This window comes from Bacillus sp. EB V-12, assembly GCF_056158125.1.
Genome location: NZ_JBUXJL010000003.1, coordinates 320,164 through 343,226, shown reverse-complemented (window position 1 = coordinate 343,226; position 23,063 = coordinate 320,164). Strand labels below are relative to the sequence as shown.

25 protein-coding genes are annotated in these 23,063 nt (G+C 33.9%); 21 read left to right on the top strand and 4 right to left on the bottom strand.

Going from position 1 to position 23,063, the window contains the following annotated elements:
• Positions 1–36: 36 nt before the first annotated feature.
• The 3 genes from ACZDYH_RS13280 to ACZDYH_RS13270 are packed head-to-tail and all read left to right on the top strand — an operon-like array spanning position 37 to position 2,004.
• Complete coding sequence (locus tag ACZDYH_RS13280; RefSeq protein WP_025687389.1) at positions 37–672, top strand: HAD family hydrolase; 636 nt, start codon at positions 37–39, stop codon at positions 670–672.
• Between the two features lies 1 nt (position 673).
• Positions 674–1,060 carry a VOC family protein gene (locus ACZDYH_RS13275; protein ID WP_001094666.1) on the top strand — a complete coding sequence of 129 codons (387 nt, stop codon included), beginning with the start codon at positions 674–676 and terminating at the stop codon, positions 1,058–1,060.
• 11 nt (positions 1,061–1,071) lie between these two features.
• Positions 1,072–2,004: an aminoglycoside phosphotransferase family protein gene (locus ACZDYH_RS13270; RefSeq protein WP_000692085.1), complete on the top strand. Its 933-nt coding sequence runs from the start codon at positions 1,072–1,074 to the stop codon at positions 2,002–2,004.
• Positions 2,005–2,054: 50 nt separating this feature from the next.
• On the opposite strand, the gene ACZDYH_RS13265 is transcribed toward ACZDYH_RS13270, so the two are convergent.
• Positions 2,055–3,512, bottom strand: coding sequence for a serine hydrolase (locus tag ACZDYH_RS13265; protein WP_000034343.1), 1,458 nt, complete (start codon positions 3,510–3,512; stop codon positions 2,055–2,057).
• 198 nt (positions 3,513–3,710) lie between these two features.
• On the opposite strand from ACZDYH_RS13265, the gene ACZDYH_RS13260 reads away from it, so the two are divergent.
• The 5 genes from ACZDYH_RS13260 to ACZDYH_RS13240 all read left to right on the top strand — a co-directional run bounded on the left by ACZDYH_RS13260 (position 3,711) and on the right by ACZDYH_RS13240 (position 9,023).
• Positions 3,711–4,667, top strand: a complete 957-nt coding sequence (locus tag ACZDYH_RS13260) for a thymidylate synthase (RefSeq protein ID WP_000679609.1) — start codon at positions 3,711–3,713, stop codon at positions 4,665–4,667.
• Positions 4,668–4,686: 19 nt separating this feature from the next.
• Positions 4,687–5,175, top strand: coding sequence for a dihydrofolate reductase (locus ACZDYH_RS13255; RefSeq protein WP_000637205.1), 489 nt, complete (start codon positions 4,687–4,689; stop codon positions 5,173–5,175).
• Between the two features lie 155 nt (positions 5,176–5,330).
• Positions 5,331–7,316 (top strand): penicillin-binding protein 3, encoded by a 1,986-nt coding sequence (pbpC, locus tag ACZDYH_RS13250; RefSeq protein WP_368968884.1) that lies wholly within the window; start codon positions 5,331–5,333, stop codon positions 7,314–7,316.
• A gap of 241 nt (positions 7,317–7,557) precedes the next feature.
• The gene (locus tag ACZDYH_RS13245) at positions 7,558–8,193 is read left to right on the top strand and encodes an FMN-dependent NADH-azoreductase (RefSeq protein WP_000170025.1); all 636 of its coding nucleotides are present in this window, start codon (positions 7,558–7,560) and stop codon (positions 8,191–8,193) included.
• A gap of 110 nt (positions 8,194–8,303) precedes the next feature.
• Positions 8,304–9,023 (top strand): lysophospholipid acyltransferase family protein, encoded by a 720-nt coding sequence (locus ACZDYH_RS13240; RefSeq protein WP_000616577.1) that lies wholly within the window; start codon positions 8,304–8,306, stop codon positions 9,021–9,023.
• A gap of 41 nt (positions 9,024–9,064) precedes the next feature.
• On the opposite strand, the gene trhA is transcribed toward ACZDYH_RS13240, so the two are convergent.
• Positions 9,065–9,721 carry a PAQR family membrane homeostasis protein TrhA gene (trhA, locus tag ACZDYH_RS13235; RefSeq protein WP_000136889.1) on the bottom strand — a complete coding sequence of 219 codons (657 nt, stop codon included), beginning with the start codon at positions 9,719–9,721 and terminating at the stop codon, positions 9,065–9,067.
• Between the two features lie 213 nt (positions 9,722–9,934).
• Between trhA and ACZDYH_RS13230 the strand changes: the two genes are divergently transcribed.
• From ACZDYH_RS13230 to ACZDYH_RS13215, 4 genes are all read left to right on the top strand, one after another.
• Positions 9,935–10,120 (top strand): twin-arginine translocase TatA/TatE family subunit, encoded by a 186-nt coding sequence (locus ACZDYH_RS13230; RefSeq protein WP_000492443.1) that lies wholly within the window; start codon positions 9,935–9,937, stop codon positions 10,118–10,120.
• A 42-nt stretch (positions 10,121–10,162) separates the two neighbouring features.
• Positions 10,163–10,903 carry a twin-arginine translocase subunit TatC gene (gene tatC / locus ACZDYH_RS13225; RefSeq protein ID WP_000431523.1) on the top strand — a complete coding sequence of 247 codons (741 nt, stop codon included), beginning with the start codon at positions 10,163–10,165 and terminating at the stop codon, positions 10,901–10,903.
• Between the two features lie 329 nt (positions 10,904–11,232).
• On the top strand, positions 11,233–11,484 hold the full coding sequence (locus ACZDYH_RS13220; protein WP_000629012.1) for a DUF2535 family protein: 252 nt from the start codon (positions 11,233–11,235) through the stop codon (positions 11,482–11,484).
• A gap of 154 nt (positions 11,485–11,638) precedes the next feature.
• The gene (locus tag ACZDYH_RS13215; RefSeq protein WP_001169470.1) at positions 11,639–12,481 is read left to right on the top strand and encodes a DegV family protein; all 843 of its coding nucleotides are present in this window, start codon (positions 11,639–11,641) and stop codon (positions 12,479–12,481) included.
• Positions 12,482–12,810: 329 nt separating this feature from the next.
• Here ACZDYH_RS13215 and ACZDYH_RS13210 read toward each other — a convergent pair whose 3' ends face one another.
• On the bottom strand, positions 12,811–13,785 hold the full coding sequence (locus ACZDYH_RS13210; protein ID WP_368968889.1) for an MBL fold metallo-hydrolase: 975 nt from the start codon (positions 13,783–13,785) through the stop codon (positions 12,811–12,813).
• 335 nt (positions 13,786–14,120) lie between these two features.
• Between ACZDYH_RS13210 and ACZDYH_RS13205 the strand changes: the two genes are divergently transcribed.
• Positions 14,121–14,708: an SCO family protein gene (locus ACZDYH_RS13205; RefSeq protein WP_000833335.1), complete on the top strand. Its 588-nt coding sequence runs from the start codon at positions 14,121–14,123 to the stop codon at positions 14,706–14,708.
• 34 nt (positions 14,709–14,742) lie between these two features.
• Here the strand turns inward: ACZDYH_RS13205 and ACZDYH_RS13200 are convergent, their stop codons facing one another.
• The gene (locus ACZDYH_RS13200; protein ID WP_001288085.1) at positions 14,743–15,207 is read right to left on the bottom strand and encodes an Hsp20/alpha crystallin family protein; all 465 of its coding nucleotides are present in this window, start codon (positions 15,205–15,207) and stop codon (positions 14,743–14,745) included.
• Between the two features lie 217 nt (positions 15,208–15,424).
• Between ACZDYH_RS13200 and asnB the strand changes: the two genes are divergently transcribed.
• The 8 genes from asnB to ACZDYH_RS13160 all read left to right on the top strand — a co-directional run bounded on the left by asnB (position 15,425) and on the right by ACZDYH_RS13160 (position 22,945).
• Positions 15,425–17,326: an asparagine synthase (glutamine-hydrolyzing) gene (asnB, locus tag ACZDYH_RS13195; protein ID WP_000333816.1), complete on the top strand. Its 1,902-nt coding sequence runs from the start codon at positions 15,425–15,427 to the stop codon at positions 17,324–17,326.
• Between the two features lie 93 nt (positions 17,327–17,419).
• The gene (locus ACZDYH_RS13190; RefSeq protein ID WP_000627523.1) at positions 17,420–17,779 is read left to right on the top strand and encodes a GNAT family N-acetyltransferase; all 360 of its coding nucleotides are present in this window, start codon (positions 17,420–17,422) and stop codon (positions 17,777–17,779) included.
• A gap of 51 nt (positions 17,780–17,830) precedes the next feature.
• On the top strand, positions 17,831–18,160 hold the full coding sequence (locus ACZDYH_RS13185) for a hypothetical protein (protein WP_000200455.1): 330 nt from the start codon (positions 17,831–17,833) through the stop codon (positions 18,158–18,160).
• A gap of 101 nt (positions 18,161–18,261) precedes the next feature.
• Complete coding sequence (locus ACZDYH_RS13180) at positions 18,262–19,248, top strand: N-acetylmuramoyl-L-alanine amidase (RefSeq protein WP_474886393.1); 987 nt, start codon at positions 18,262–18,264, stop codon at positions 19,246–19,248.
• Between the two features lie 239 nt (positions 19,249–19,487).
• Positions 19,488–20,450: an ABC transporter substrate-binding protein gene (locus ACZDYH_RS13175; RefSeq protein ID WP_474886392.1), complete on the top strand. Its 963-nt coding sequence runs from the start codon at positions 19,488–19,490 to the stop codon at positions 20,448–20,450.
• 126 nt (positions 20,451–20,576) lie between these two features.
• Positions 20,577–21,452, top strand: a complete 876-nt coding sequence (gene dat / locus ACZDYH_RS13170; RefSeq protein WP_000643832.1) for a D-amino-acid transaminase — start codon at positions 20,577–20,579, stop codon at positions 21,450–21,452.
• Positions 21,453–21,550: 98 nt separating this feature from the next.
• Entirely contained in the window at positions 21,551–22,198 is a 648-nt protein-coding gene (locus ACZDYH_RS13165) for a nitroreductase family protein (RefSeq protein WP_001105284.1), read from the top strand.
• A 258-nt stretch (positions 22,199–22,456) separates the two neighbouring features.
• Complete coding sequence (locus tag ACZDYH_RS13160; protein ID WP_000713496.1) at positions 22,457–22,945, top strand: putative periplasmic lipoprotein; 489 nt, start codon at positions 22,457–22,459, stop codon at positions 22,943–22,945.
• The last annotated feature ends 118 nt before the right edge of the window (positions 22,946–23,063 follow it).

Sequence of the window (23,063 nt, the reverse complement as noted above, 5' to 3'; positions counted from 1 at the left end):
ATAGGTTTAGAAAAAAGAAGCAAAGGGAGTATGGGAATGCAAAAATATATTGTTTTTGACTTTGATGGCACATTAGTAGATTCACAAAATATATTTGTACCGATTTATAATCAACTTGCTGAAAAACATGGGTATAAAGCAGTAAAGGAAGACGAAATTGAACATTTACGTAAATTAACGATGCCAGAGAGATGTAAACAACTTAATGTACCACTGTATAAACTACCGATATTAGCGTTGGAATTTTATAAATTATATCAGCCTGCTATAAAAAATCTCGTTTTGTTCCATGGGATGAAAGAAGTATTAGATGAACTACATAAAAAAGGCTACGGAATTGCAGTCATATCATCGAACTCAGAAGAGCATATTCGGGCGTTTTTACACAAGAATGGTATCGAAAATATTCAAGAAGTGTATTGTTCTAAAAATTTGTTTGGTAAAGATAAAATGATAAAAAGATTTTTGAAATCAAAAAAAATAACAGAGAAAGATATGTTATATGTCGGTGATGAACAGCGAGACGTAGCAGCGTGTAAAAAGGCTGGAGTGAACGTAATTTGGGTATCTTGGGGATATGATGTTATTGAAACAGTGAAAAAAGATGCACCAGATTACATGGTTCATAAGCCGATGGAAATTGTGCAAGTAGTACAAGGAGCGTATTCTTAATATGAATACACTGCGAGCAGGCATTCATCATATTGAATTTTGGGTAGCAAATTTAGAGGAATCCATTTCTTTTTATAATAAGTTGTTTTCCATAATTGGGTGGAGAAAGTTAAATGAAGTAGCATATAGCACAGGAGAAAGTGAAATATACTTTAAAGAAGTAGATGAGGAAATTGTAAGGACGTTAGGGCCTAGACATATTTGTTATCAAGCTATTCATAGAGAAGTAGTTGATGAAGTAGCAGATTTTCTTTCTAGTACGAAAGTGAAGGTAATACGTGGTCCAATTGAAATGGATCATTATTCGGAAGGTTATTATACGATTGATTTTTACGATCCGAATGGATTTATTGTAGAAGTTGCCTATACACCAAATGCAGAAATGTAAGGGGAATAGATATGAAGATAATTACAGCATGGCAAAATAATATACAAATAGTAAAAGATGCAGTGGATATTAAAGAAATTTCTAAAGGTTTTTCGCCTGATAAGAAATATATAATTACGAGTACGAATAATGAAAAATATTTATTGCGGACAGGCGATATAAAAGAGTATGAAAGAAAGAAAATAGAGTTTCAAATTTTAAATGAAATGCAAAATCGTAGTGTGCAAGCACAAAAACCAATTGAAATGGGTTTGTTGGCAGAAGAAGGTTTATGCTATGGCATTTTTTCATATTTAGAAGGGGAGGATGCGAAGAAGCTATTGCCTACGTATTCACCAAAAGAACAATATGATATTGGTATAGAGGCAGGAAAAGATTTAGCAAAAATGCATACATATGAAGCTCCTAATAATATACTTCCATGGTATGAAAGAGCAATGAAAAAACATAGTAAATATTTAGAGGCATATAAAACATGTGGAATAAACATAAAAAATGATGATAAAATCATAAAGTTTATTGAAGAAAATGAAATATCTTTAAAGAACCGCCCAAATCGATTTCAACACGATGATTTTCATTTAGAAAATATAATTGTACGGGATGGAAAATATGTAGGTGTTGTTGATTTTAATGGCTACGACTGGGGCGACCCACTTCATGATTTTGTGAAAATTGCACTGTTTGCAAGGGACATTAGTATTCCGTATTCAATCGGACAAATAGAAGGATACTTTAATAGGAAAATACCAGAGGAGTTCTGGAAATTATACACAGTGTACGTTGGCATGACAGTTTTCTCCTCAGTTGTCTGGACATTACGAGCAGCACCGCATATGTTAGAGGATATGTTAGAGCGTCTTACTATAGTTTTAGAGGATCATAATAACTTTGAGTTATCGAAGCCAATTTGGTTTCAACCAGATAAGATTGATATGAAATAGAAAAGGTAGGTGTGATTCGCACCTACCTTTATTTTTTACCATCAAAATACTTATTTAATTTTCTTAAATGTAAGCGGCTGAGTACTTAATGTAGCTGGTACATGTAACTGAAGGGATGGGAATTCACCACTTACATTCATTTCATAAGCGAATAATAAGCTCATTTTCATTTGGAATAAGTCAACTTTTGCAGAGAAGATGTCGTAATGATGATGCCCTAATTGAATATCCATTTCCATAAATTGTGCATATAACGAATCATCTCGTTTGTATACTTGTAATGTTCCGTATGCAGGATGTTCAAAAGTACCAGTATAATCCTCTAACTTGTGCGAAGGTGTAGTCCCTTTAATTTGTTCAGGGAGGGATTCAGTTGCTTCTTTCATCATTTCCTTCATTTTTTTAGTATCTTCTACAGCACGTTTATGCCAATCAATGGATTCTAATTCAAGTAGTTCGTCATAAATTTGATTAGCGAGATAAGTAGGAAGTAATGTTCCTCCAGCATTCGTTAAAATGACAAGGCCTATGTTTTCTGTTGGTATGAATGAAACAAGCGCTGAAAATCCATCGATATTACCGCCATGATGAATCACTTTTTTACCACGATAAGCGCTAATAAACCAACCAAGACCGTAACTATTTAATGGAGATTCAGGGAGTGATAAAACCGGTTGGTCTGGAATTGAATTGTGTGGTGTATACATTTGTTGTAATAATTCAGAGGAGATTAATTCATGATCTCCAAATTTTCCTTCATTTAAGTGGAGAAGTACCCAATGTGCCATATCTTCAATTGTGGAATTAATACACCCAGCAGCGCCAACTGTATCGATGTTACGGAATGGAACTGCTTTTATTTCACCGTCATTTTCAATGTAAGGTAAAGCATAATCATCTGTAGTTTGTGAATCGTTAACAGAGAAGTTTGTATGTCTCATATTTAAAGGTTCTAAAATATGTTCTGTAGTGTACTGCTCCCACGTTTGATTTGTAATGTTTTCAACAATGTAGCTAATTGTTGCATACATTAAGTTGTTATATAGAAATGCAGTCCGGAACGGTGCATCAAGTGGTAAATGTTTTATTTTTTCAACGAGATCTTTTCGAGATAAGGAAGAACTGTACCAAAGAGCCTCATGACGACTCACTCCAGTTCGATGAGAAGCTAAATCCCGTCCTGTAACTTGTGAGCTAGCAAGTAGTTCAGATAAAGTAAAGTTAGGTATATAAGACTGGATAGGGGTATCCCAATTAAACTTTTTTTGCTGTGCTAACAAGCTTAATGAAAGTGTGCCAAATGCTTTCGTTGAGGAACCGATTGCGAATCGAGTATTCGGTGTAACAGCCTCTTTTGTTTCTATATTACGATAGCCAAAACCTTCTGAAATAATAACTTCACCGTCTTTTATAACAGCGACAGCAGCACCAGGAACATTTAAATCCTTCATCATTTTTTCAACCGTTGTTTGTAAAGAAGTCATAACAGGCGTTTCAATTTTAGACATACTTCTAACCTCCAAATATAAATTTTGTTCTACCGCACTATACTTTCGGTAATAGAAAATGAAAACCTTTTTATATTCGGAAAGTTAATAATTTTGTAAGAATTAGCGCAAGAAATTTTATTAATTAGGATTATTAAATTTATCATTTTTCATGTTATGATAAATTGCATATACGATTGAAAGAAGGTTTTCCTACATATGAAACATGCTGAAAATGAATACTTAAATTTATGCCGCCATGTAATGGAACATGGTACGAAGAAAGAAGACCGTACAGGGACAGGCACTGTATCTGTATTTGGATATCAAATGCGTTTTGATCTAAGTAAAGGTTTTCCTTTATTAACAACAAAGAGAGTACCGTTTCGCCTTGTAGCAAGTGAACTGCTTTGGTTTATGAAAGGTGATACAAATATTCGCTATTTATTGCAGCATAATAATAACATTTGGAATGAATGGGCTTTTAAGAGCTGGGTAGAAAGTGATGAGTATACTGGTCCTGACATGACTGATTTTGGTCTTCGCTCACAACAAGATGAAGAATTTAAAGTACAGTACGACGAGCAAATGGAATTGTTTAAAAAGAACGTTTTAGAAGATGATGAGTTCTCAAATAAATATGGTTATTTAGGAGACGTTTACGGTAAACAGTGGCGTGCTTGGAAAACGACAGCTGGTGAGACACTTGATCAATTAAAAGATGTAATTGAAATGATTAAAAAAACACCAGACTCACGTCGTTTAATCGTTTCTGCTTGGAATCCAGAAGATGTGCCAAGTATGGCCTTACCGCCTTGTCATACGCTATTCCAGTTTTATGTAGCAGATGGAAAGCTTTCTTGTCAGTTATATCAAAGAAGTGGTGACATATTCCTTGGAATTCCATTTAACATTGCAAGTTACTCACTACTAACACATTTAATTGCACATGAATGCGGACTTGAAGTGGGAGAATTTGTTCATACAATTGGTGATGCACACATTTATACAAATCATTTTGAACAAGTAGAAAAGCAATTGGCACGTGAACCACGTCCATTCCCGAAACTTACATTAAATCCAGATGTGAAATCTGTTTTCGATTTTGAAATGGAAGATTTAACGATTGAAGGATACGATCCGCATCCAGCAATTAAAGCACCGGTTGCAGTATAATTGTAGAGGAGATGAAAAAATGATTGTTTCATTTATGGTCGCTATGGACGAAAATAGAGTAATTGGTAAAGATAATAATTTACCTTGGCGTTTACCGAGTGAATTACAATACGTGAAGAAAACAACGATGGGTCACCCGCTTATTATGGGAAGAAAGAACTATGAAGCGATTGGTAGACCACTGCCTGGAAGACGTAATATTATTGTAACTCGTAATGAAGGGTATCATGTTGAAGGCTGTGAAGTTGTTCATTCTGTAGAAGAAGTGTTTGAACTATGTAAAAATGAAGAAGAGATTTTTATTTTTGGTGGAGCGCAAATTTACGATCTCTTTTTACCTTATGTAGACAAGTTATATATAACAAAAATCCATCATGCATTTGAAGGAGATACATTCTTCCCAGAAATAGATATGACAAATTGGAAAGAGATTTTTGTAGAAAAAGGTTTAACGGATGAAAAAAACCCATATACGTATTATTACCATGTATATGAGAAACAACAATAATAAAAAAGATTGATGTGAGAATTCGCATCAATCTTTTTATTTATATTCACTAATATAAGTTTATAGATGAGATTCGATAGTGCTATAATGATAGGTAGCATGTAAAAATGCTAAAATTTTCAAAAGTACTAATATAGAAAGAGGAGGAGAATCGATTGAGAAAGATATGGGGGATTCTTTTTCTTTGCTTAACATTCATGTTAGTTGGATGTGGTAAAGAAGAAAAACCACAAGAATCGTTTGATACATATGTAAAAGCGTGGAATAAACAAAAATTTGCAGATATGTATGATCAACTATCAAAAAATGCAAAAAAAGATATTTCAAAGAAAGAGTTTACTGAGAAATATGAAAAAATTTATTCTGGTATCGAAGTGAAAGACTTAAAGGTAGAAACAGGGGAAGTAAAAGAAGATAAAAAAGATGAAGGCCCTGTTCCTTTTAAAGTAAGCATGGATACAGTTGGTGGTAAAATTACATTTGGTCATGAAGCAAAAATGGTGAAAGAAAAAGATGGAGATAAAGAATCTTGGAAAATAGATTGGACTCCTGATTTTATTTTCCCAGGCATGACGAAAGATAGTAAAGTGCGTATGCAGACAACACAGCCAAAACGTGGTGAAATATACGATCGTAATGGAAAAGGTCTTGCAACGAATGGGAAAGCTTCTGAAATCGGATTGATTCCTGAAAAGTTAGGCGATACTGCTCCGCAAACGAAAGAAACAGTAGCGAAGTTATTAAATATGTCTGTAGAAGAAATTGATCAAAAATTAGCTGCTAAATGGGTAAAACCAGGGTATCTCGTACCAATTGGAATTTTGCCTGAAGGGGCAACACAAAATACGTACATTGATTTACCAGGTGTTTCAACAAAACCTGTAAATGTTCGTACATATCCGTTAGGGGAAGCGGCAGCTCATCTGACTGGTTATATTGGAAAGGTAAATGCTGAAGATTTAAAAACGCTACAAAAGAAAGGCTATCAAGCTGATGACCCAGTTGGGAAAGCTGGTTTAGAGCAAGTATTAGAGGAAAAGTTACGCGGTAAAAAAGGTGGCCGTGTCTTTGTAGAAGATGCGCAAGGAAAAGAAATTAAAAACTTGGCAAAAACAGATGCTGTTGATGGAGAAAATGTAACTTTAACTATTGATAGTGCTGTTCAAGAAAAAACGTATAATGAAATGAAGGGTGAAGCTGGTTCAAGTGCAGCAATTAATCCGAAAAGTGGAGAAACAATTGCACTAGTAAGTAGTCCAGCATATGATCCTAATATAATTGCACGAGGGACATCGAAGGCACAACGCGAAGCTTGGAATAATGATCCGAAAAAACCAATGACAAATCGCTTTACACAATTGTCGGTACCAGGTTCTGTATTTAAACCTATTACAGCTGCAATTGGTCTTGAAACGAAAACGATTGATCCAAAAGAAGAGTTGAAAATTGAAGGATTAAAATGGACAAAAGATTCTTCTTGGGGTAATTACTATGTAACGCGTGTGAAAGATGCAAATCCGATTGATCTTGATAAGGCGATGAAATACTCGGATAATATTTACTTCGCACAAGAAGCTTTGAAAATCGGAAAAGACAAGTTTATGAGTGAAGCAAAAAAATTCGGATTCGATGAGAAACTACCAATTGAATATGGATTCCCTGCTTCTAAAATTGCAAATGACGGCATTAAAAATGATATTCAAATGGCAGATACGGGATATGGACAAGGACAAGTATTAATGACTCCTCTTCATTTAGCTTTAACGTATGCGCCAATTGTAAATGATGGAACGATTCCGTCACCGTATATTATTAAAACAGATAAACAACCCAAAGCTTGGAAAGAAAATGTAATTTCTAAAGGAAATCAGGATATATTAAAAACTGCAATGACGAAAGTAATTAATGATCCAGATGGTACAGGGAAAATTGCTAAAATTGATGGCATGACTCTTGCTGGAAAAACAGGTACAGCGGAATTAAAAGTATCAAAAGAGGCCGAAGGAAAAGAACTAGGTTGGTTCGCTGCATTTGATTTAAATTCCCCAGATATGGTCATTACAATGATGATTGAAGATGTAAAAGGTAGAGGCGGAAGTAATATTCCAGCTGAAAAAGTAAAACATGTATTTCAAAAATAATATGTAATAGTAGGCTATCTCTATAAGTTGTAGAGGTAGCCTATTTATATGAAAGAGTTTGTAATATCCGTATACTAAATTTTAAGGAAACAAAGTAAATCATTAACTTACGAAAAAAAAGTAGCTATTTTTTATTGACATTGATTAAAACTTTTTGTATTATACTTACATAAGGTAAGTTGTTAACTTTTGAAAAATAAATCTTGAATTAAAGATAAAGAGAAAAAAGGGAGAGAATACAATGACAAAAGTACTATTTATCACAGCAAATCCAAATTCAGCAGAAGGTTCTTTCGGAATGGCAGTAGGGGAAGCTTTCATCGAAGCTTATAAAAACGAACATCCACAAGACGAAGTTGTAACAATTGATTTATTCAACACTACAGTACCAGCAATTGATGCAGATGTATTTGCTGCTTGGGGTAAATTTGCAGCAGGTGAAGGCTTTGAAGCTTTAACTGAAGTTCAACAACAAAAAGTAGCAGCAATGAACACAAACTTAGAAACATTTATGAATGCAGATCGTTATGTATTCGTAACTCCAATGTGGAACTTTAGCTATCCACCAGTAGTAAAAGCATACTTAGATAACGTAGCAATCGCAGGTAAAACATTCAAATATACTGAAAATGGTCCAGTCGGCTTATTAGAAGGTAAAAAAGCGCTTCACATTCAAGCAACAGGTGGCGTATATTCTGAAGGAGCATACGCAGCTGTAGACTTCGGTCGCAATCACTTAAAGACTGTATTAGGATTTGTCGGTGTAAATGATACTGAATATATTGCAGTTGAAGGTATGAATGCAAACCCTGAAAAAGCACAAGAAATTAAAGAAGCAGCAATTGCTAATGCTCGTGAATTAGCAAAACGTTTCTAATATAGAATGCTTGAAAAGTCCGAACACTTGCTGTTTGGACTTTTTTTCTTCTTTTTCCTTCGTTTGTCTAGTATAATGAAGGTCGGAATGATAATAGGTGGGGGTTCTGTATGATTCAAACGTTTTTTAAAATCTTTTATTTAATTTTAATCGTAATTGCGATTACACCGAGAATGTGGCGTCTTAAAAGACAAGTAAATACGATGGCGCCAAAAGAAAAAGACAATGCTGTGTATAAAACGACAAATTGGTTTGGTAAGAAAATGGTACGTGTAGCTGGAGGGGCAGTAGAAGTGAAAGGACTTGAAAATGTTCCGAAAGACAAGCCAGTACTAGTTGTAAGTAATCACCAAAGTAATATGGATATCCCTGTTTTACTAGGTTACTTAAATAAACCAATTGGATTCGTTTCAAAAGCAGAGATTAAAAAGTTCCCAGTTGTACCAACTTGGATGGAACTGATGAATTGTGTATTTATGGATCGTAGCGATCGTCGTCAATCTCTTCAAGCGATTAAAGATGGAATTGAACTATTAAAGAATGGACATTCTATCGTAATTTTCCCTGAAGGAACGAGAAGTAAGGGTGGCGAAGTTGGAGAGTTTAAGGCTGGTAGTTTTCATCTGGCAGTAAAGTCAGGTGTAGCAATTTTACCTGTAACATTAGATGGTACATATAAGATGTTTGAAGCGAATGGAAATCGTATGAAGCCAGCTCATGCAACAGTAACAATTTCTAAGCCGATTACACCTGAAGATTATGCGAATATGGATATTAAAGAATTAACGAAGCATACACAGGAAGTTATTGCCTCACAATTACATAAGTAATAAAAAAGGATTCAGCTTATCGTAAGCTGAATCCTTTTTTATTATGCTGTAGGTAAGACATAAAAGAGTACACAGAAGAACATCATCGCACTACCACCTAAAACGAACAGGTGCCATATGGCATGGTTGAAAGGTAGCTTTTCCCAAAGGAAGAATATAGCTCCAACAGAATATAAAATTCCACCTGCTAAAAGTAGTGAAAAACCATGTCCAGTTAGATTTTCATAAAGTGGTTTAATAGCAACGATTATGAGCCATCCCATAATGATGTAACATAAAGTTGAAGCCTTTATAAAGCGACGTACAAAGAAAATTTTGAAGACGATACCTCCGATTGCTAGTGTCCATATTATAGCAAGCAACGTCCATCCTAATGGGCCACGAAGTGTAATAAGTAGAAAAGGAGTATACGTGCCAGCAATCAATAAGTAAATGGCTGAATGATCTAAAATAGTAAATATTTTTTCTACTTTAGGATGATGAATGCTATGTAGCAATGTTGAAAACAAGTACAGTAAGAACATACTTACACCATAAACAGTAAATGCAACTACGGCTGATGCGGTACCGTGCTTAGAAGCATGAATAATCAATATGATTAAGGCAGGGATGCTTAAAATGGCACCGATACCATGTGTAATTGCATTTGCAATTTCTTCTTTTACAAATTGGGTCATTCGTGTCATTTTTTCAGTCATAATGCAAATCCTTTCTACTATCATAAAATAATATGTCATTTCCCTTACCATATCATACACAAGAGCAATAGAAAATGAAATTTGTATAATTGATTATATTTTTGAATTTTTTTGACAAAAGACAATGGATTTGTTGACGTTTTCAAACTTTTTTGACAAAATAAAATTATGTAATAGTAGGACAAGGAAACTACTAATAAAGGGGATGGGGAAATGTTTTCAAATATTGGCTTTCCAGGGTTAATTTTAATTTTAGTAGCAGTACTCATTTTATTTGGACCTAAAAAATTGCCGGAAATCGGGAAGGCTTTAGGGGAAACGTTAAAAGAGTTTAAAAAATCAACGAAAGAATTGACAGATGACGCATTTCAAGAAAAGGAAAAGAAAGAAAAAATGTAGTGTATTTTCCTTGTAATGGATAAATAAAGTGTGGTGAACGAGATGGAAAATCGGGAAATGAGCGTAGTAGAACATATTGTTGAGCTTCGAAAAAGAGTAATATATACGGTGTTATCCTTTGTACTATTTTTAATTATTGGATTTACTTTTACAAAGGATATTTATTTTTGGCTTGTAAAAGATTTACCAATGAAATTAACTGTTCTCGGTCCAAGTGATGTATTGTGGATTTTTTTCTCGATTGCTACAGTATTTGCTATCGTTTGTACAATTCCTTTTGCTGCTATACAAATTTGGTTATTTGTAAAACCGGGTTTACATCCAAATGAACAAAAGATGACAATAATGTATATACCGGTATTGTCTATATTATTTATCGCAGGTTTATGTTTTGGATACTTTATTGTAATGCCGTTTCTATTTCACTTTTTAACTACGATAGGTAATGAAATGTTTAATACGATGTTTACGACAGAAAAGTATTTTCATTTTGTACTTAATTTAACAGTTCCATTTGCTGTGATTTTTGAATTGCCAGTCGTTGTAATGTTTTTAACTAGTATTGGAATACTTACGGCGGAATTTTTAATAAAAATAAGAAGGTATGCTTACGTAGCATTAATTATCATTGCATCTTGTATATCACCGCCAGACTTTTTATCTCATAGTTTAGTTGCAGTGCCGCTTATTTGTATTTATGAAGTAAGTATTGCGTTATCAAAGGTTGTTAGTAAGAGGAAAAAGAAAAGAGAAGAAATGCAGTCGAAAAGTGCCTCGTTATAAAGGCACTTTTTTATTTATTTGTTATACTATAGCTATAAACGTATACAATATATAGAAGAAAAAAATTATAGAATCTCCAAAATTTAGACAAACTTTGCGCTTTTATAAGCTTATACTAAATGTATTAAACAATTGATGGATAATGAGATTCCCGTCTCAGAGATATTTAGAACGGGAAGGTGAATTAGGTGGAGATGAATAGAGTATAAATCTTCTAGCCATAAGGACTACAGAAATCATATAAGTCTGATTTTACTCCACTTTAAACAACGTGTTACAGCGCAAAGTAGAGGAAGTTCAAAAATCCAATGAAAAAGAGGATTGATATTGTGATTACGAAAAGTTTTTATTTCACTCATTCAACAGGGGATTGCATTAAAATATTTGAAATCCCTGTCCTACAGGCACAGCATCCATTATCGTTTCTAATTCAGTCTCGTCTTCAATTATTTATTGCAAAAATTCAAAAACAAAAACACCCAAGATTTTCGTATTCTTTCCGTGAATATTTACAAAATTGTTTGAAGTGGAATGATTATTTAAATGTATATAAAACAAATACCCTTGAAAAAAATGCATGATACGAAGTACGGACAGGGTTAGTAAACTCTGTCTTTTTCATTTTAGATATGAAAATATAATTAATTTGATGAAATTTCGTTCCAAATTGTTGAAAGCAATGGGAATACTAGTATAATAACAAGGAGAGCGTATTGGAAAGGGAAGAAGTATAGTATGCAAAAAATTAAAATTGTAACAGATTCAACGGCAGATTTATCACAAGACGTAATCGAAAAGTATGACATTCATGTTTTACCATTATCAATCTCTGTAAATGGACAAACATATTTAGATCGCGTTGATTTACAACCTGACGAATTTATTGAAGAAATGATTAAATCAGAGGAATTACCAAAAACATCACAACCAGCTATGGGTACATTTGTAGAAATGTATGACAAGCTAGGGGAAGATGGAAGCGAAGTCCTTTCTATCCATATGACAAGTGGAATGAGCGGTACTGTAGCAACTGCAAATAGCGCTGCATCAATGACTGATACAAAAGTAACAGTTGTTGATTCTCAATTTATTACACATGCTTTAGCATATCAAGTAATTGAAGCTGCAAAAATGGCAAATGACGGACGCTCACTAGAAGAAATTTTAAAACGTGTAGATGAAGTAAGAAAGAATACTCGTTTATATGTAGTAGTGGATACATTAGAAAACTTAGTGAAGGGTGGACGTATCGGTAAAGGAAAAGCGTTTATCGGTTCGCTACTTAATATAAAGCCAATTGCTAGTCTTGAAGACGGTGTTTATAATCCTGTAACGAAAGTTCGTAGCCAAGGCCAAATTGTAAAAACATTAGCTAAGTTATTTGAGCAAGATACGGCTGGAAAAGTCGTAAAAGCTGTTGCAATTCCGCATGCGAAAGCAATTCCTTTAGCTGAAAGTATGAAAGCGGCGGTTGAAAAAGTGAGTGGATTTGCTCAATCAGAAATTTTCTATACAACGCCTATTATTAGTACTCATACAGGTCCGGGCGCAATCGGATTTATGTATTTAGCAGAGTAATAAAAAAGCTACTTGAAAATATATTTCAAGTAGCTTTTTTATGTAAATAGAAAGTAAGAAATAAGAAGAGCTACACAGGCACTACCGCTAATGATATAGCGAGTCTGTAAATATTCATTCATAGAAAACACCCTTTATCCCGCTATTTGCGGACAGTAAAACTCTCTACCTCAAATTTAGCTGGAGCAAAGAGGTTAGGTAGCGGGCTGCCCGTAAAAGCTTGATTGGTGAAGGCAAATAATCAGTGGGGATGAAGAAAACCCACTAATTAAATTTTCACTATAGGATTTTCTATATTATATGTTGGATATAGAAAATCAGTCATTACGTTACACATGTAAAGTTTCAATTTTTTCGTTTATTTGCTTATTATTTGTTGCGTTACTATAAATAAAAGTTTGACCTAAAAAGAGTACATGCAGTTGTTCCCACGGTAACATGCGCAAATTCCAATTATTTCGAAGTCTAGTTATTGCTTCACGAGGTGTTTCATCGGCGAGTGCAAAAGCTCCGTAATGCATTGGTATAAAATGCGTAGCGTTTAAATCTAAATAAGCTTGCACGGCCTCTTCAGGTGAAACATGAGATACTTTCATAAACCATTCTGGTTCATAAGCGCCAATGGGCATAAGAGCAATATCAATTAAAAAGCGTTCACCAATTTCTTTGAAACCTTGGAAATAGCCACTGTCACCACAAAAATATATGGTTTCCATAGTCGTTTCATTATCAATAATCCATCCACCCCAGTGAGACGTATTCATATCAAATAAGAATCTTCTCGTCCAGTGCTGAGCAGGTACGAAGTGAAAAGAAACTTCGTTCATTATCGTACTTTCCCACCATTTATACTCTTCTACATGTTTAAATTTCTTACGAGTAAATAATTTTTTTAATCCAATAGGTACAAGATATAGAACATCATCATTCAACTGACGAAGAGTTGAAAAATCTAAATGATCATAATGACCATGTGAAATAAGGACAATATCAATTTTAGGTAGTGCTTCTATAGAGAGTCCAGGTTCTGTAAGTCTTGGAACTAGCTTTAATTTATTAGCCCATACTGGATCTGTTAATATATTAAGTCCATTCGTTTGGATAAGAAAAGTGGAATGCCCAATCCATGTGATAGTCGTTTTTTCAACATTACTTTGCAAAAATGCACTTTGTTTAACGGGTGATTGTTCTACTAAGAAAGAAAAATCTTTTTTGTTTTGCTTTCGTTCTTTACGCCAGCGTAAAAAAGAGCGAATTGATTTTTTTGTACTAACATTATCCATATTTTCATAGCGCTTTGCCATGAACATCACCTCATTTAAAATCGTTGTATTTGTATTGTACCGAAATGTTGTTAAGGAATACAGTGTAAAACATGGATTAATGTTTAAGGAATTGTTAAAAAATAGGGAGAGGTATTTACAAAAGTAACAATAAAATTAGTTTTATCACTTTTATTTATAGAAATAATAGTAAAAAAATATATTTTGTCTAGTAATTCGCTTGAAATAAAGAAGTAACATACGTAAATTCGTACGATTTCGTGAACAAATGTAGTAAACAATTTTCTCGTAGTGTTAACTTTTGTTATTATAAACATAACCTATTTAAATTTAGGATAGAGAAAAGAGGTTTATAAATGAAGCGTTATCAAAAAATAATTGGTCTTATGGTTGTATTTTGTCTCTTTGTACTTGCTGGATGTAGTGAATCAGGTTCAAAGCTTCGTAAACCATTAAATTGGGATTTAGAAACCTTCCAATTTACAAATCAAGATGGAAAGCAATTTGGTACAAAAGATTTAAAAGGGAAAGTTTGGGTTGCAGATTTTATGTTCACAAATTGTCAGACAGTTTGTCCACCAATGACTGCAAATATGGCCAAGCTTCAAAAGATGGCAAAAGAAGAGAAATTAGACGTTCAGTTTGTTTCATTTAGTGTAGATCCAGACCTCGATAAGCCAGAAAATCTGAAAGCTTTTATTCAAAAGTTTACAGAGGATACTAGTAACTGGAATTTATTAACGGGGTATTCGTTAGAAGATATTACAAAGTTTTCAAAAGATAATTTCCAATCACTTGTAGATAAGCCGGAGAACGGTCAGGTCATGCATGGTACATCATTTTATTTAATTGATCAAAACGGAAAAGTAATGAAAAAGTATAGTGGCATTAGTAATACGCCATACGAAGACATTATACGTGATATGAAGCGATTAGTGGGTTAAAAATAAGGGTGCATAGCACCCTTATTTTTTTGCATTAGTCTATCGATAAAATGTCATGTTGCTGGGGAAGTTTCGGCGCCCGAATTTCTAATACGCCGTTTTGATAAGAAGCTTTTGCCGCTTTTTTATTAATTGAATACGGCAATTTAATCAATCTTGATGCTTCTGAAATGGAACGTTCTCGGCGATAATAGTTATGGGATGTTTGTTCTTCTTCCTCTTCAAGTATCTCTTCTTTTACAGAGACTTTTAAGTATTCACTTTGTATTTCAATTTGGATTTGTTCTTTTTGTATACCTGGTAGTTCAGCTGTAACAACGAGTTCTTCACCAACTTCATATAAATCTACAGGGAATGTTAATAAACGGTTTCCTTTTTGGAAAAAATGATTTAAATCAGCGATTACATTGCGAAGAGGTGTTTGCTCGAAGAAATCATCAATTTGCTTTAAGTAATTACGAACCGGTGGGCGAGAAGAATCTTTTTTTTCTTCACTCATGGTATTCCCTCCTAGAAATCAATTTGCAATATCATATGACAAAAGCGGAGAAAGGTGAGTGCCTAGTTTTCATGTTTTCATAAAAAATTGTTAAAAATGTGAAATGGAGTGATTTTTTTATAGTTTTTGGTCGCCATATTCAGTTGATTATGCTAGTATAAATAGGGTTGATATAGTAGTATAGAGACAGAATGAAAACTGAAAGAGGGTAAGAAGTATGTGTGGTTTTGTAGGATGTTTATGTGAAAACCCTAGAGAGTTTTCAGAAACAGAAAAACATCAATTTGAAAATATGAACACGATGATTTTCCACCGTGGTCCAGATGACGAAGGATATTTTCGTGATGAACATGTACAATTTGGCTTCCGCCGTTTAAGCATCATTGACTTAGAGGCAGGACATCAGCCGCTAACTTATGAAAATGATCGATATGTAATTATTTTTAATGGTGAAATTTACAACTATGTAGAATTACGTGAAATGTTACTTGAAAAAGGTGCAACGTTTGCAACGCAATCTGATACAGAAGTTATCATTGCATTGTATGCACATATGAAAGAAAAATGTGTAGATTACCTTCGTGGTATGTTTGCATTTATGATTTGGGATCGTGAAGAAAAGAAACTTTTCGGTGCACGTGACCACTTCGGTATTAAACCTTTATACATCGCACAACAAGGTGATACTACATTCTTCGCATCTGAGAAGAAAAGTATTATGCATGTGATGGAAGATAAAGGCGTTAATCCAACGTCACTACAACATTACTTTACGTACCAATATGGTCCAGAGCCAGAAACTTTAACAATTGATGTTAATAAAATCGAGCCTGGTCATTATTTCGTAAAAGAAATCGGTAAAGAGATGGAAATCCATCGCTACTGGAAACCTTATTTCAACGCTTCAAGTGCAACGAAAGAGGAGCATATCCAAGCAATTCGTGATGTGTTATATGATTCAGTAAAAGTGCATATGCGTAGTGATGTACCAGTAGGTTCATTCTTATCTGGTGGTATCGATTCATCTATCATCGCTTCTATCGCAAGAGAAATGAATCCAAATCTTTTAACATTCTCTGTTGGTTTTGAGCAACGTGGTTTCAGTGAAGTTGATGTTGCGAAAGAAACTGCTGAGAAATTAGGCGTTAAAAACCATAACGTATTCATTTCAGCGAAAGAATTTATGGATGAGTTCCCAAAAATCATTTGGCATATGGATGATCCTTTAGCTGATCCAGCAGCTGTACCATTGTACTTCGTTGCGAAAGAAGCACGTAAACATGTAACAGTTGTTCTTTCTGGTGAAGGCGCAGACGAGCTATTTGGTGGTTATAACATTTACCGTGAGCCAAATTCACTAAAAATGTTCTCTTACATTCCTAGCCCAGGTAAGAGCGTTCTAAAAGCATTAAGTGGTGCTCTTAAAGAAGGATTTAAAGGTAAGAGCTTCCTAGAGCGTGGATGTACACCAATTGAAGAGCGTTACTATGGAAATGCTAAAATCTTCCGTGAAGAAGAAAAAGCTGAATTAATGAAGTATTACAATGAAAGTGTTAACTATATGGATATCACGAAACCATTGTATAACGAGATTAAAGATTATGATGATGTAAGTAAAATGCAGTACATTGACATGTTCACATGGTTACGCGGTGACATTTTATTAAAAGCTGATAAAATGACAATGGCAAACTCATTAGAACTTCGTGTACCGTTCTTAGATAAAGAAGTATTCGATGTTGCATCTAAAATTCCAACTGAATTTAAGATTGCTAACGGAACTACGAAAGCTATTTTACGTGAAGCAGCACGCGGAATCGTTCCAGATCACGTATTAGATCGTAAAAAACTTGGATTCCCAGTACCAATTCGTCACTGGTTAAAAGACGAAATGCATGATTGGGCTATAAATATTATAAACGAAAGTAAGACAGAGCATTTAATCGACAAACAGTATGTATTAAACTTACTGGAAGCACATTGTGCAGATAAAGGCGATTATAGCCGTAAAATTTGGACTGTACTTGCGTTTATGGTATGGCACCAAATTTATGTTGAGCATAAATACGATACGAATAAGTTCCATGAAGAAACAAAACGTGCGTATAGCTTAGTTTAATTAGAAAAACCTTAAGATCGCATACGGTCTTAAGGTTTTTTTCATAAATAGGAAGTATTATTGATACAATAATAGTAAAAGGATGGACAACATATGATTACGTTTGAGAAAGTTACTGTAGAAAATGAAAGCGTTGTTAAAGAAATGTTTAAATCGCATAGTTTAGGTGAGAAAAAGGTACAGTACTGTGTGAAAGTTGATGATACATATATTGGTGTAATAGATTATAGTGTACAAGAGGAACGGGCTGTTTTATCACAGCTAATTATTCATTTTGATTACCAAGGTTACGGTTATGGTACAAATACGTATTTTACATTTGAAGAAATGATGAAACAAAGAAATGTGAAAGAAATAAAAGTGCTACAAGAGAAATTAACAGAAAAGGCGAAGTCTTTCATAGAGAGTTTTGGTTTTACTTCAGAAGATGAAGAGTATGTAAAGAAAATATAACGATGATTATTTATGCGATACAATAAATATAAGGCAGGTGGATGTATGACGATGACTTCTGGTCTTGTATTAATTGGAGGGTGCTTTATAGTAGCAGAATTATGTCATATAATCATTCGGAAAAGAATGATTAAGAAAAAAAAGCCGTATGAATTACAATACGTCCCTGTCTTTTTCATTATGTTTTGTATGCTTAGTACATTACAAAATCTAATAAACTTTCCACCACTTGTAAATGTTTTTTTAAAGTTCGGTTTACTTTATAGTGGTGTTGGAATAGCACTTTTATTTATTTTATTTTGCATACGTTATGTTCACTATCAATCGTATATATTTATTTTAAATTGGTTAAAGCAAGATGATAGAAACCGCCTTACATAAGGCGGTTTTTTATTTGCAATTGTAACAGAACTTGTACATTTCACATAAAATAGGACGAGTAGAAATGCAAACATATTACAAGAAAGGGGCGGGGCAATAAAATGAAACTTGTTATAGACGCAGGGCACGGTGGATATGATTCTGGTGCTGTTGGTAATGGTTTAGTAGAAAAAAACTTAACACTTCAAATTGCTAGACGCGTTCGAGACATTTTAACGGTAAATTACCCAATTACAATTAAAATGACACGTGATAGTGATGTGTTTATTTCTTTATCTGAACGTGCTAATATTGCTAATGCTTTCAGTGCGGATTATTTTATTTCATTTCATATTAATAGCGGCGGGGGTACAGGTTTTGAAAGTTATATTTATAATGCGTTATCCAATAGCAGCACTGCATATGCAAAGCAACAAAAAATGCATACAGCTGTCAATCCTGTATTAACAAAATATGGTCTTCGTGATCGAGGAGCAAAAAAAGAAAATTATGCGGTATTAAGAGAAACCGCAATGGATGCAATTTTAACTGAGACTGCTTTTATTGATACAGCTTTTGATGCAAATTTATTAAAAAATCCACAATTTATTGAAGATCTAAGTCAAGCGTATGCAAATGGAATAGCAGCTATTTTTGGAGTAACTCCAAATCCACAACCTCCTAACCCACAACCGACACCTCAAACGAAGGGAATCGCTTATGTTCTTGGGAAAAATGTAAATTTAAGAAATGGTCCATCAACTTCTTCCTCAGTTATTCGTCAATTAAATTCTCCAGAATCTTACGTTGTATATCAAGAAAGTAATGGATGGCTAGATTTGGGGAATGGACAATGGGTGTATAATGATTCTTCTTACATTAATTTTGTAAAGACAAGCAATAGTGATGGAAGCCCGATTGGGGTTGCATATATACAAGGGATGAATGTAAATTTAAGAAGTGGTCCATCAACTACATTTGCAGTTATCCGCCAATTAAATTCTCCAGAATCTTATTTAGTATATATAAATGAAAATGGTTGGTTAAACCTTGGGGGAAATCAGTGGGTATATAATGACTCAGCGTATATTAAGTATACTCAATATTAGGAATTAAAATGATAGTGCAATATGGATGCGTATCCTTGTTATGTATAACAAGGGTACGCATTTTAATAACAACATTTTTTTTCATACTTATGCACTATGTTTTAAAAAGAAACATTAGAAAAGCGGATAGAATCTAAATAGTATATATTAAAAAAGTTTTCTGATATACATTGACAATGTATGTAAGATACATTAATCTTTAAATGTTAATGATAATCGATTTCATCTAGGGAGGACATATGATACATACTAAAAAACTAATTATGTTCTGCATTATGATACTCATGGTTGTAATTGCAGGATGTAGTAAAGAAGAGAAAAAAGAAAATAATATATCAGCGAAAGCAAAAGATTCATATACGGTAAAGCATGCAATGGGTGAAACGACAGTAAATGGTACACCTAAAAAAGTTGTTGTTTTAACAAATGAAGGCGCAGAGGCTCTCCTAGCTGTGGGCGTAACGCCAGTGGGGACTACGAAACCACGTGCTAGTGATGAATGGTATCCTCATTTAGCGAAAGAGTTAAAAAACACGGAAGTTGTAGGAACTGAACGTGATATTAATTTAGAGGCTGTAATGAAGCTTAAGCCAGATTTAATTATCGGAAATAAAATGCGTCATGAAAAAATATATGATCAGCTAAAAGAAATCGCACCAACTGTTTATGCAGAAACATTACGCGGTGATTGGAAAGAAAACTTTACACTTTATACAAAAGCTGTAAATAAAGAAAAAGAAGGGCAAAAAGCTCTTGATGATTATAAAAAACGCATTGAAGGAATGAAAGAGAAGTTGGGCGATAAATTGAATTCTAAAGTTTCTATTATTCGTTTCGTGCCAGGTGATGTTCGTATTTATCAAAAAAACTCATTCTCGGGCGTTGTTTTAAATGATATTGGATTTAAACGACCACCATTACAAGATAAAGATGATTTTGCGATAAAAGGAATTACAAAAGAGCAGATTCCAAATATGGACGGAGACTACTTATTCTATTTCACGTCTGATAAAGATGCAGATAAGAATAATGAAGGAAATTCGTTAGCGAAGGAATGGACAGAAGATCCACTCTTTAAGCAACTACAGGCTTCTAAAAATAATAAAGTATTCCAAGTAGATGAGGTAATTTGGAATACAGCAGGCGGTATTAAAGCTGCGAACCTTATGTTAGATGATATTGAAAAATATTTCCTTAAATAAATGATAAAATACATCACTTTTACGAAGTGATGTATTTTTAGTTTGTAAAAATACAGAAAATTCCTTCTTTCAGGGTGTCATAAGTTGTACAATAAAATCAATCATGTGATAAAGGAGTGGGGAAGAATGAAAGCTATTCATAAAGATTGGATCTTGTTTAATGGGAGAATGATTAATACGAAAGAAGAACAGCCGATGGTAGCATTAGAAGAGCGAGGCTTCCAATTTGGTGATGGGATTTATGAAGTATTTAGACTATACGATGGCAAGCCTCATTTATTAGATTTACATTTGGAACGATTCTTTAACTCTATGGCAGAAATAAAACTAATTCCACCATTTACGAAGGAAGAATTAGTAGAAGAGTTATATCAAATGATTGAAAAAAATCAATTTCAAGAAGATGGGAATGTATATTTACAAATATCAAGAGGTGCACAACCGCGCAATCATTTATATGAATCAGATTTACAACCGACATATTTTGCAAATCTTGTTTCGTTCCCAAGACCAGTTGCTTCAATGGAGGCAGGGATTAAGGTGACAGTAGAAGAGGACATCAGGTGGAAGTTTTGCCATATAAAATCTTTAAATTTGCTTCCTAATATCATGATCAAAAACAAAATAAATGAACAAGGGTATCAAGAAGCAATATTAGTACGAGATGGTATTGTGACTGAAGGGTGTCATTCCAATTTCTTTATCGTGAAGAATAATAAGTTGATTACACATCCAGCGGATCATTTCATTTTACATGGTATTACACGTCACTATGTAATTACATTAGCGAAAGAGTTACATATCGATGTAGAGGAGCGAGAGTTTTCATTACAAGAAGTATATGAGGCTGAGGAGTGCTTCTTTACAGCGACGCCACTTGAAATATTCCCAGTCGTTCAAATTGGTGATGAACAGTTCGGGGCTGGTGAAAGAGGAACAATTACGAAAAAACTACAAGCTGCATACGAAGAGAGTATTCGTTTGTTGAAAGTGACAAATTAATCATGAAGAAAAAAGCTGGTATTCTTCCAGCTTTTTTTCATGATATAATTCAAGCATAGGACAAGTTTTGAAAACGCTGTAAAAAGGGGATTTAATATATGAATTATGAAGATTTTAAAGAAGTAATTCACGGAAGACGAAGTGTTAGAAAGTTTACAGATCAAGAAGTATCTACTAATGATATAAAAGAAATAATTGATTGTGCTCGTTACGCACCAAGTGATACGAATTCACAAACGTGGGAATTCTTAGTTATCATGAATCGAGAGAAGATTAAAGAAATTGAACAAATGACGTGGGATGCATTACATAAACTTGCGGCAAAAGCAGCAGAAAATGGAGAAGAGAAAGCAGGGAAATTACTTACACGTTCTTTCGGACCATATGCAACAGCTTTCTCGGAGGCACCAGTATTAATCGTATGTTTGGCAACACCATATGAATCAAAGTTCCGTGAAAAGATATTTGATCCAATTGCTTTTGTTCCAGATTCAGTTTGGGAAGAAGAAGGCATTAAGAGTAGCTGTTTAGCGGCACAAAACTTAATGTTAGCTGCACATGCAAAGGGACTTGGTACTTGTCCAATGACAGGGCCAGTATTGCTAGCTCAAGATGAACTGCGCCAATATTTACAAATTGAGCCTGAAAAACAAATAAATATGGTTATTTCACTCGGATTTCCGAAAGATAAACCGAAGAAACTTCCAAGAAAAGAAGTAGATGAGATTACAACGTTTGTTTTTTAATTGCTGTATAGAAAAGACATTGAATTAACAATGTCTTTTTATTTTTGAGGGTATGTAATTCATATGTTGGGCTAAAATGATAGATAAGAGGGAATTACTATTTATTTCATAAAAAAAATTAATGTTCTATTAAGGAAAGTATGATACATTAATCGTGAGCAGGATTCTATTTGTTCATGAAAGTGTTGAATGTAGTCTCAAAATTTAAAAGTTATTTTTGTATAATAAATTATAATGAAGTTACAGGGGGGATGAATTTTGAAAAAATTCATAATCACTGGATTGTCTGTATTGTTATTAGTTGGTTGCGGTGCTCCACAGGAAAAAGAGGACGCGCAATCAAAACAGGAAGAACAAGTTGTAAACGCAAGTGATGAGAATATGGTTGTATTTCCTGAAGGAGCAATGTCAATTGGAGAAGGGAAAGTAAAAGTTATTACTCCAGATGGTACTTCTGAAAACGGCAATATACCGACTGTATTCATCAAAAAGGATACGTTAATTCAGCAAGTTGAATTAGAACTTTCTAATTTTCAAAGTGATAAAGAAACATTCGTATTTGTAGATCAAATGTATACAGATAAACATCAAGTAACTAGTACAACGCAGACAACAGTGCAGTTAAAAGAAAAAACGCTGGAAACAGGTAGTCATACAATTACTGCAGTTCAGTATGAAAACAATGATCCGAAAGGAAAGGTTATTAGTTTTAATCAAGCAACATTTGAGACAAAACCTGCGTCTTAATAAGAATAAAAAGTACATTACTCAAAAAGTAGTGTACTTTTTTGTTTGGACTAGAGTGTGCAAGAGTGAATAACTTATTTCATTTTCTAATACGATTAAATAGGAAGTAATCACTTGT

What these genes read in the sequence shown, in the direction of transcription:
- ACZDYH_RS13260 (WP_000679609.1), top strand. Translation starts at nt 3,711, where the DNA reads ATGAAACATGCTGAAAATGAATACTTAAATTTATGCCGCCATGTAATG.
- ACZDYH_RS13180 (WP_474886393.1), top strand. Translation starts at nt 18,262, where the DNA reads ATGAAACTTGTTATAGACGCAGGGCACGGTGGATATGATTCTGGTGCT.
- ACZDYH_RS13265 (WP_000034343.1), bottom strand. Translation starts at nt 3,512, where the DNA reads ATGTCTAAAATTGAAACGCCTGTTATGACTTCTTTACAAACAACGGTT.
- ACZDYH_RS13280 (WP_025687389.1), top strand. Translation starts at nt 37, where the DNA reads ATGCAAAAATATATTGTTTTTGACTTTGATGGCACATTAGTAGATTCA.
- ACZDYH_RS13270 (WP_000692085.1), top strand. Translation starts at nt 1,072, where the DNA reads ATGAAGATAATTACAGCATGGCAAAATAATATACAAATAGTAAAAGAT.
- ACZDYH_RS13230 (WP_000492443.1), top strand. Translation starts at nt 9,935, where the DNA reads ATGTTTTCAAATATTGGCTTTCCAGGGTTAATTTTAATTTTAGTAGCA.
- tatC (WP_000431523.1), top strand. Translation starts at nt 10,163, where the DNA reads ATGGAAAATCGGGAAATGAGCGTAGTAGAACATATTGTTGAGCTTCGA.
- ACZDYH_RS13200 (WP_001288085.1), bottom strand. Translation starts at nt 15,207, where the DNA reads ATGAGTGAAGAAAAAAAAGATTCTTCTCGCCCACCGGTTCGTAATTAC.
- ACZDYH_RS13190 (WP_000627523.1), top strand. Translation starts at nt 17,420, where the DNA reads ATGATTACGTTTGAGAAAGTTACTGTAGAAAATGAAAGCGTTGTTAAA.
- ACZDYH_RS13245 (WP_000170025.1), top strand. Translation starts at nt 7,558, where the DNA reads ATGACAAAAGTACTATTTATCACAGCAAATCCAAATTCAGCAGAAGGT.
- ACZDYH_RS13255 (WP_000637205.1), top strand. Translation starts at nt 4,687, where the DNA reads ATGATTGTTTCATTTATGGTCGCTATGGACGAAAATAGAGTAATTGGT.
- ACZDYH_RS13275 (WP_001094666.1), top strand. Translation starts at nt 674, where the DNA reads ATGAATACACTGCGAGCAGGCATTCATCATATTGAATTTTGGGTAGCA.
- ACZDYH_RS13215 (WP_001169470.1), top strand. Translation starts at nt 11,639, where the DNA reads ATGCAAAAAATTAAAATTGTAACAGATTCAACGGCAGATTTATCACAA.
- ACZDYH_RS13185 (WP_000200455.1), top strand. Translation starts at nt 17,831, where the DNA reads ATGACTTCTGGTCTTGTATTAATTGGAGGGTGCTTTATAGTAGCAGAA.
- ACZDYH_RS13175 (WP_474886392.1), top strand. Translation starts at nt 19,488, where the DNA reads ATGATACATACTAAAAAACTAATTATGTTCTGCATTATGATACTCATG.
- ACZDYH_RS13240 (WP_000616577.1), top strand. Translation starts at nt 8,304, where the DNA reads ATGATTCAAACGTTTTTTAAAATCTTTTATTTAATTTTAATCGTAATT.
- trhA (WP_000136889.1), bottom strand. Translation starts at nt 9,721, where the DNA reads ATGACTGAAAAAATGACACGAATGACCCAATTTGTAAAAGAAGAAATT.
- ACZDYH_RS13165 (WP_001105284.1), top strand. Translation starts at nt 21,551, where the DNA reads ATGAATTATGAAGATTTTAAAGAAGTAATTCACGGAAGACGAAGTGTT.
- dat (WP_000643832.1), top strand. Translation starts at nt 20,577, where the DNA reads ATGAAAGCTATTCATAAAGATTGGATCTTGTTTAATGGGAGAATGATT.
- ACZDYH_RS13205 (WP_000833335.1), top strand. Translation starts at nt 14,121, where the DNA reads ATGAAGCGTTATCAAAAAATAATTGGTCTTATGGTTGTATTTTGTCTC.
- asnB (WP_000333816.1), top strand. Translation starts at nt 15,425, where the DNA reads ATGTGTGGTTTTGTAGGATGTTTATGTGAAAACCCTAGAGAGTTTTCA.
- ACZDYH_RS13210 (WP_368968889.1), bottom strand. Translation starts at nt 13,785, where the DNA reads ATGGCAAAGCGCTATGAAAATATGGATAATGTTAGTACAAAAAAATCA.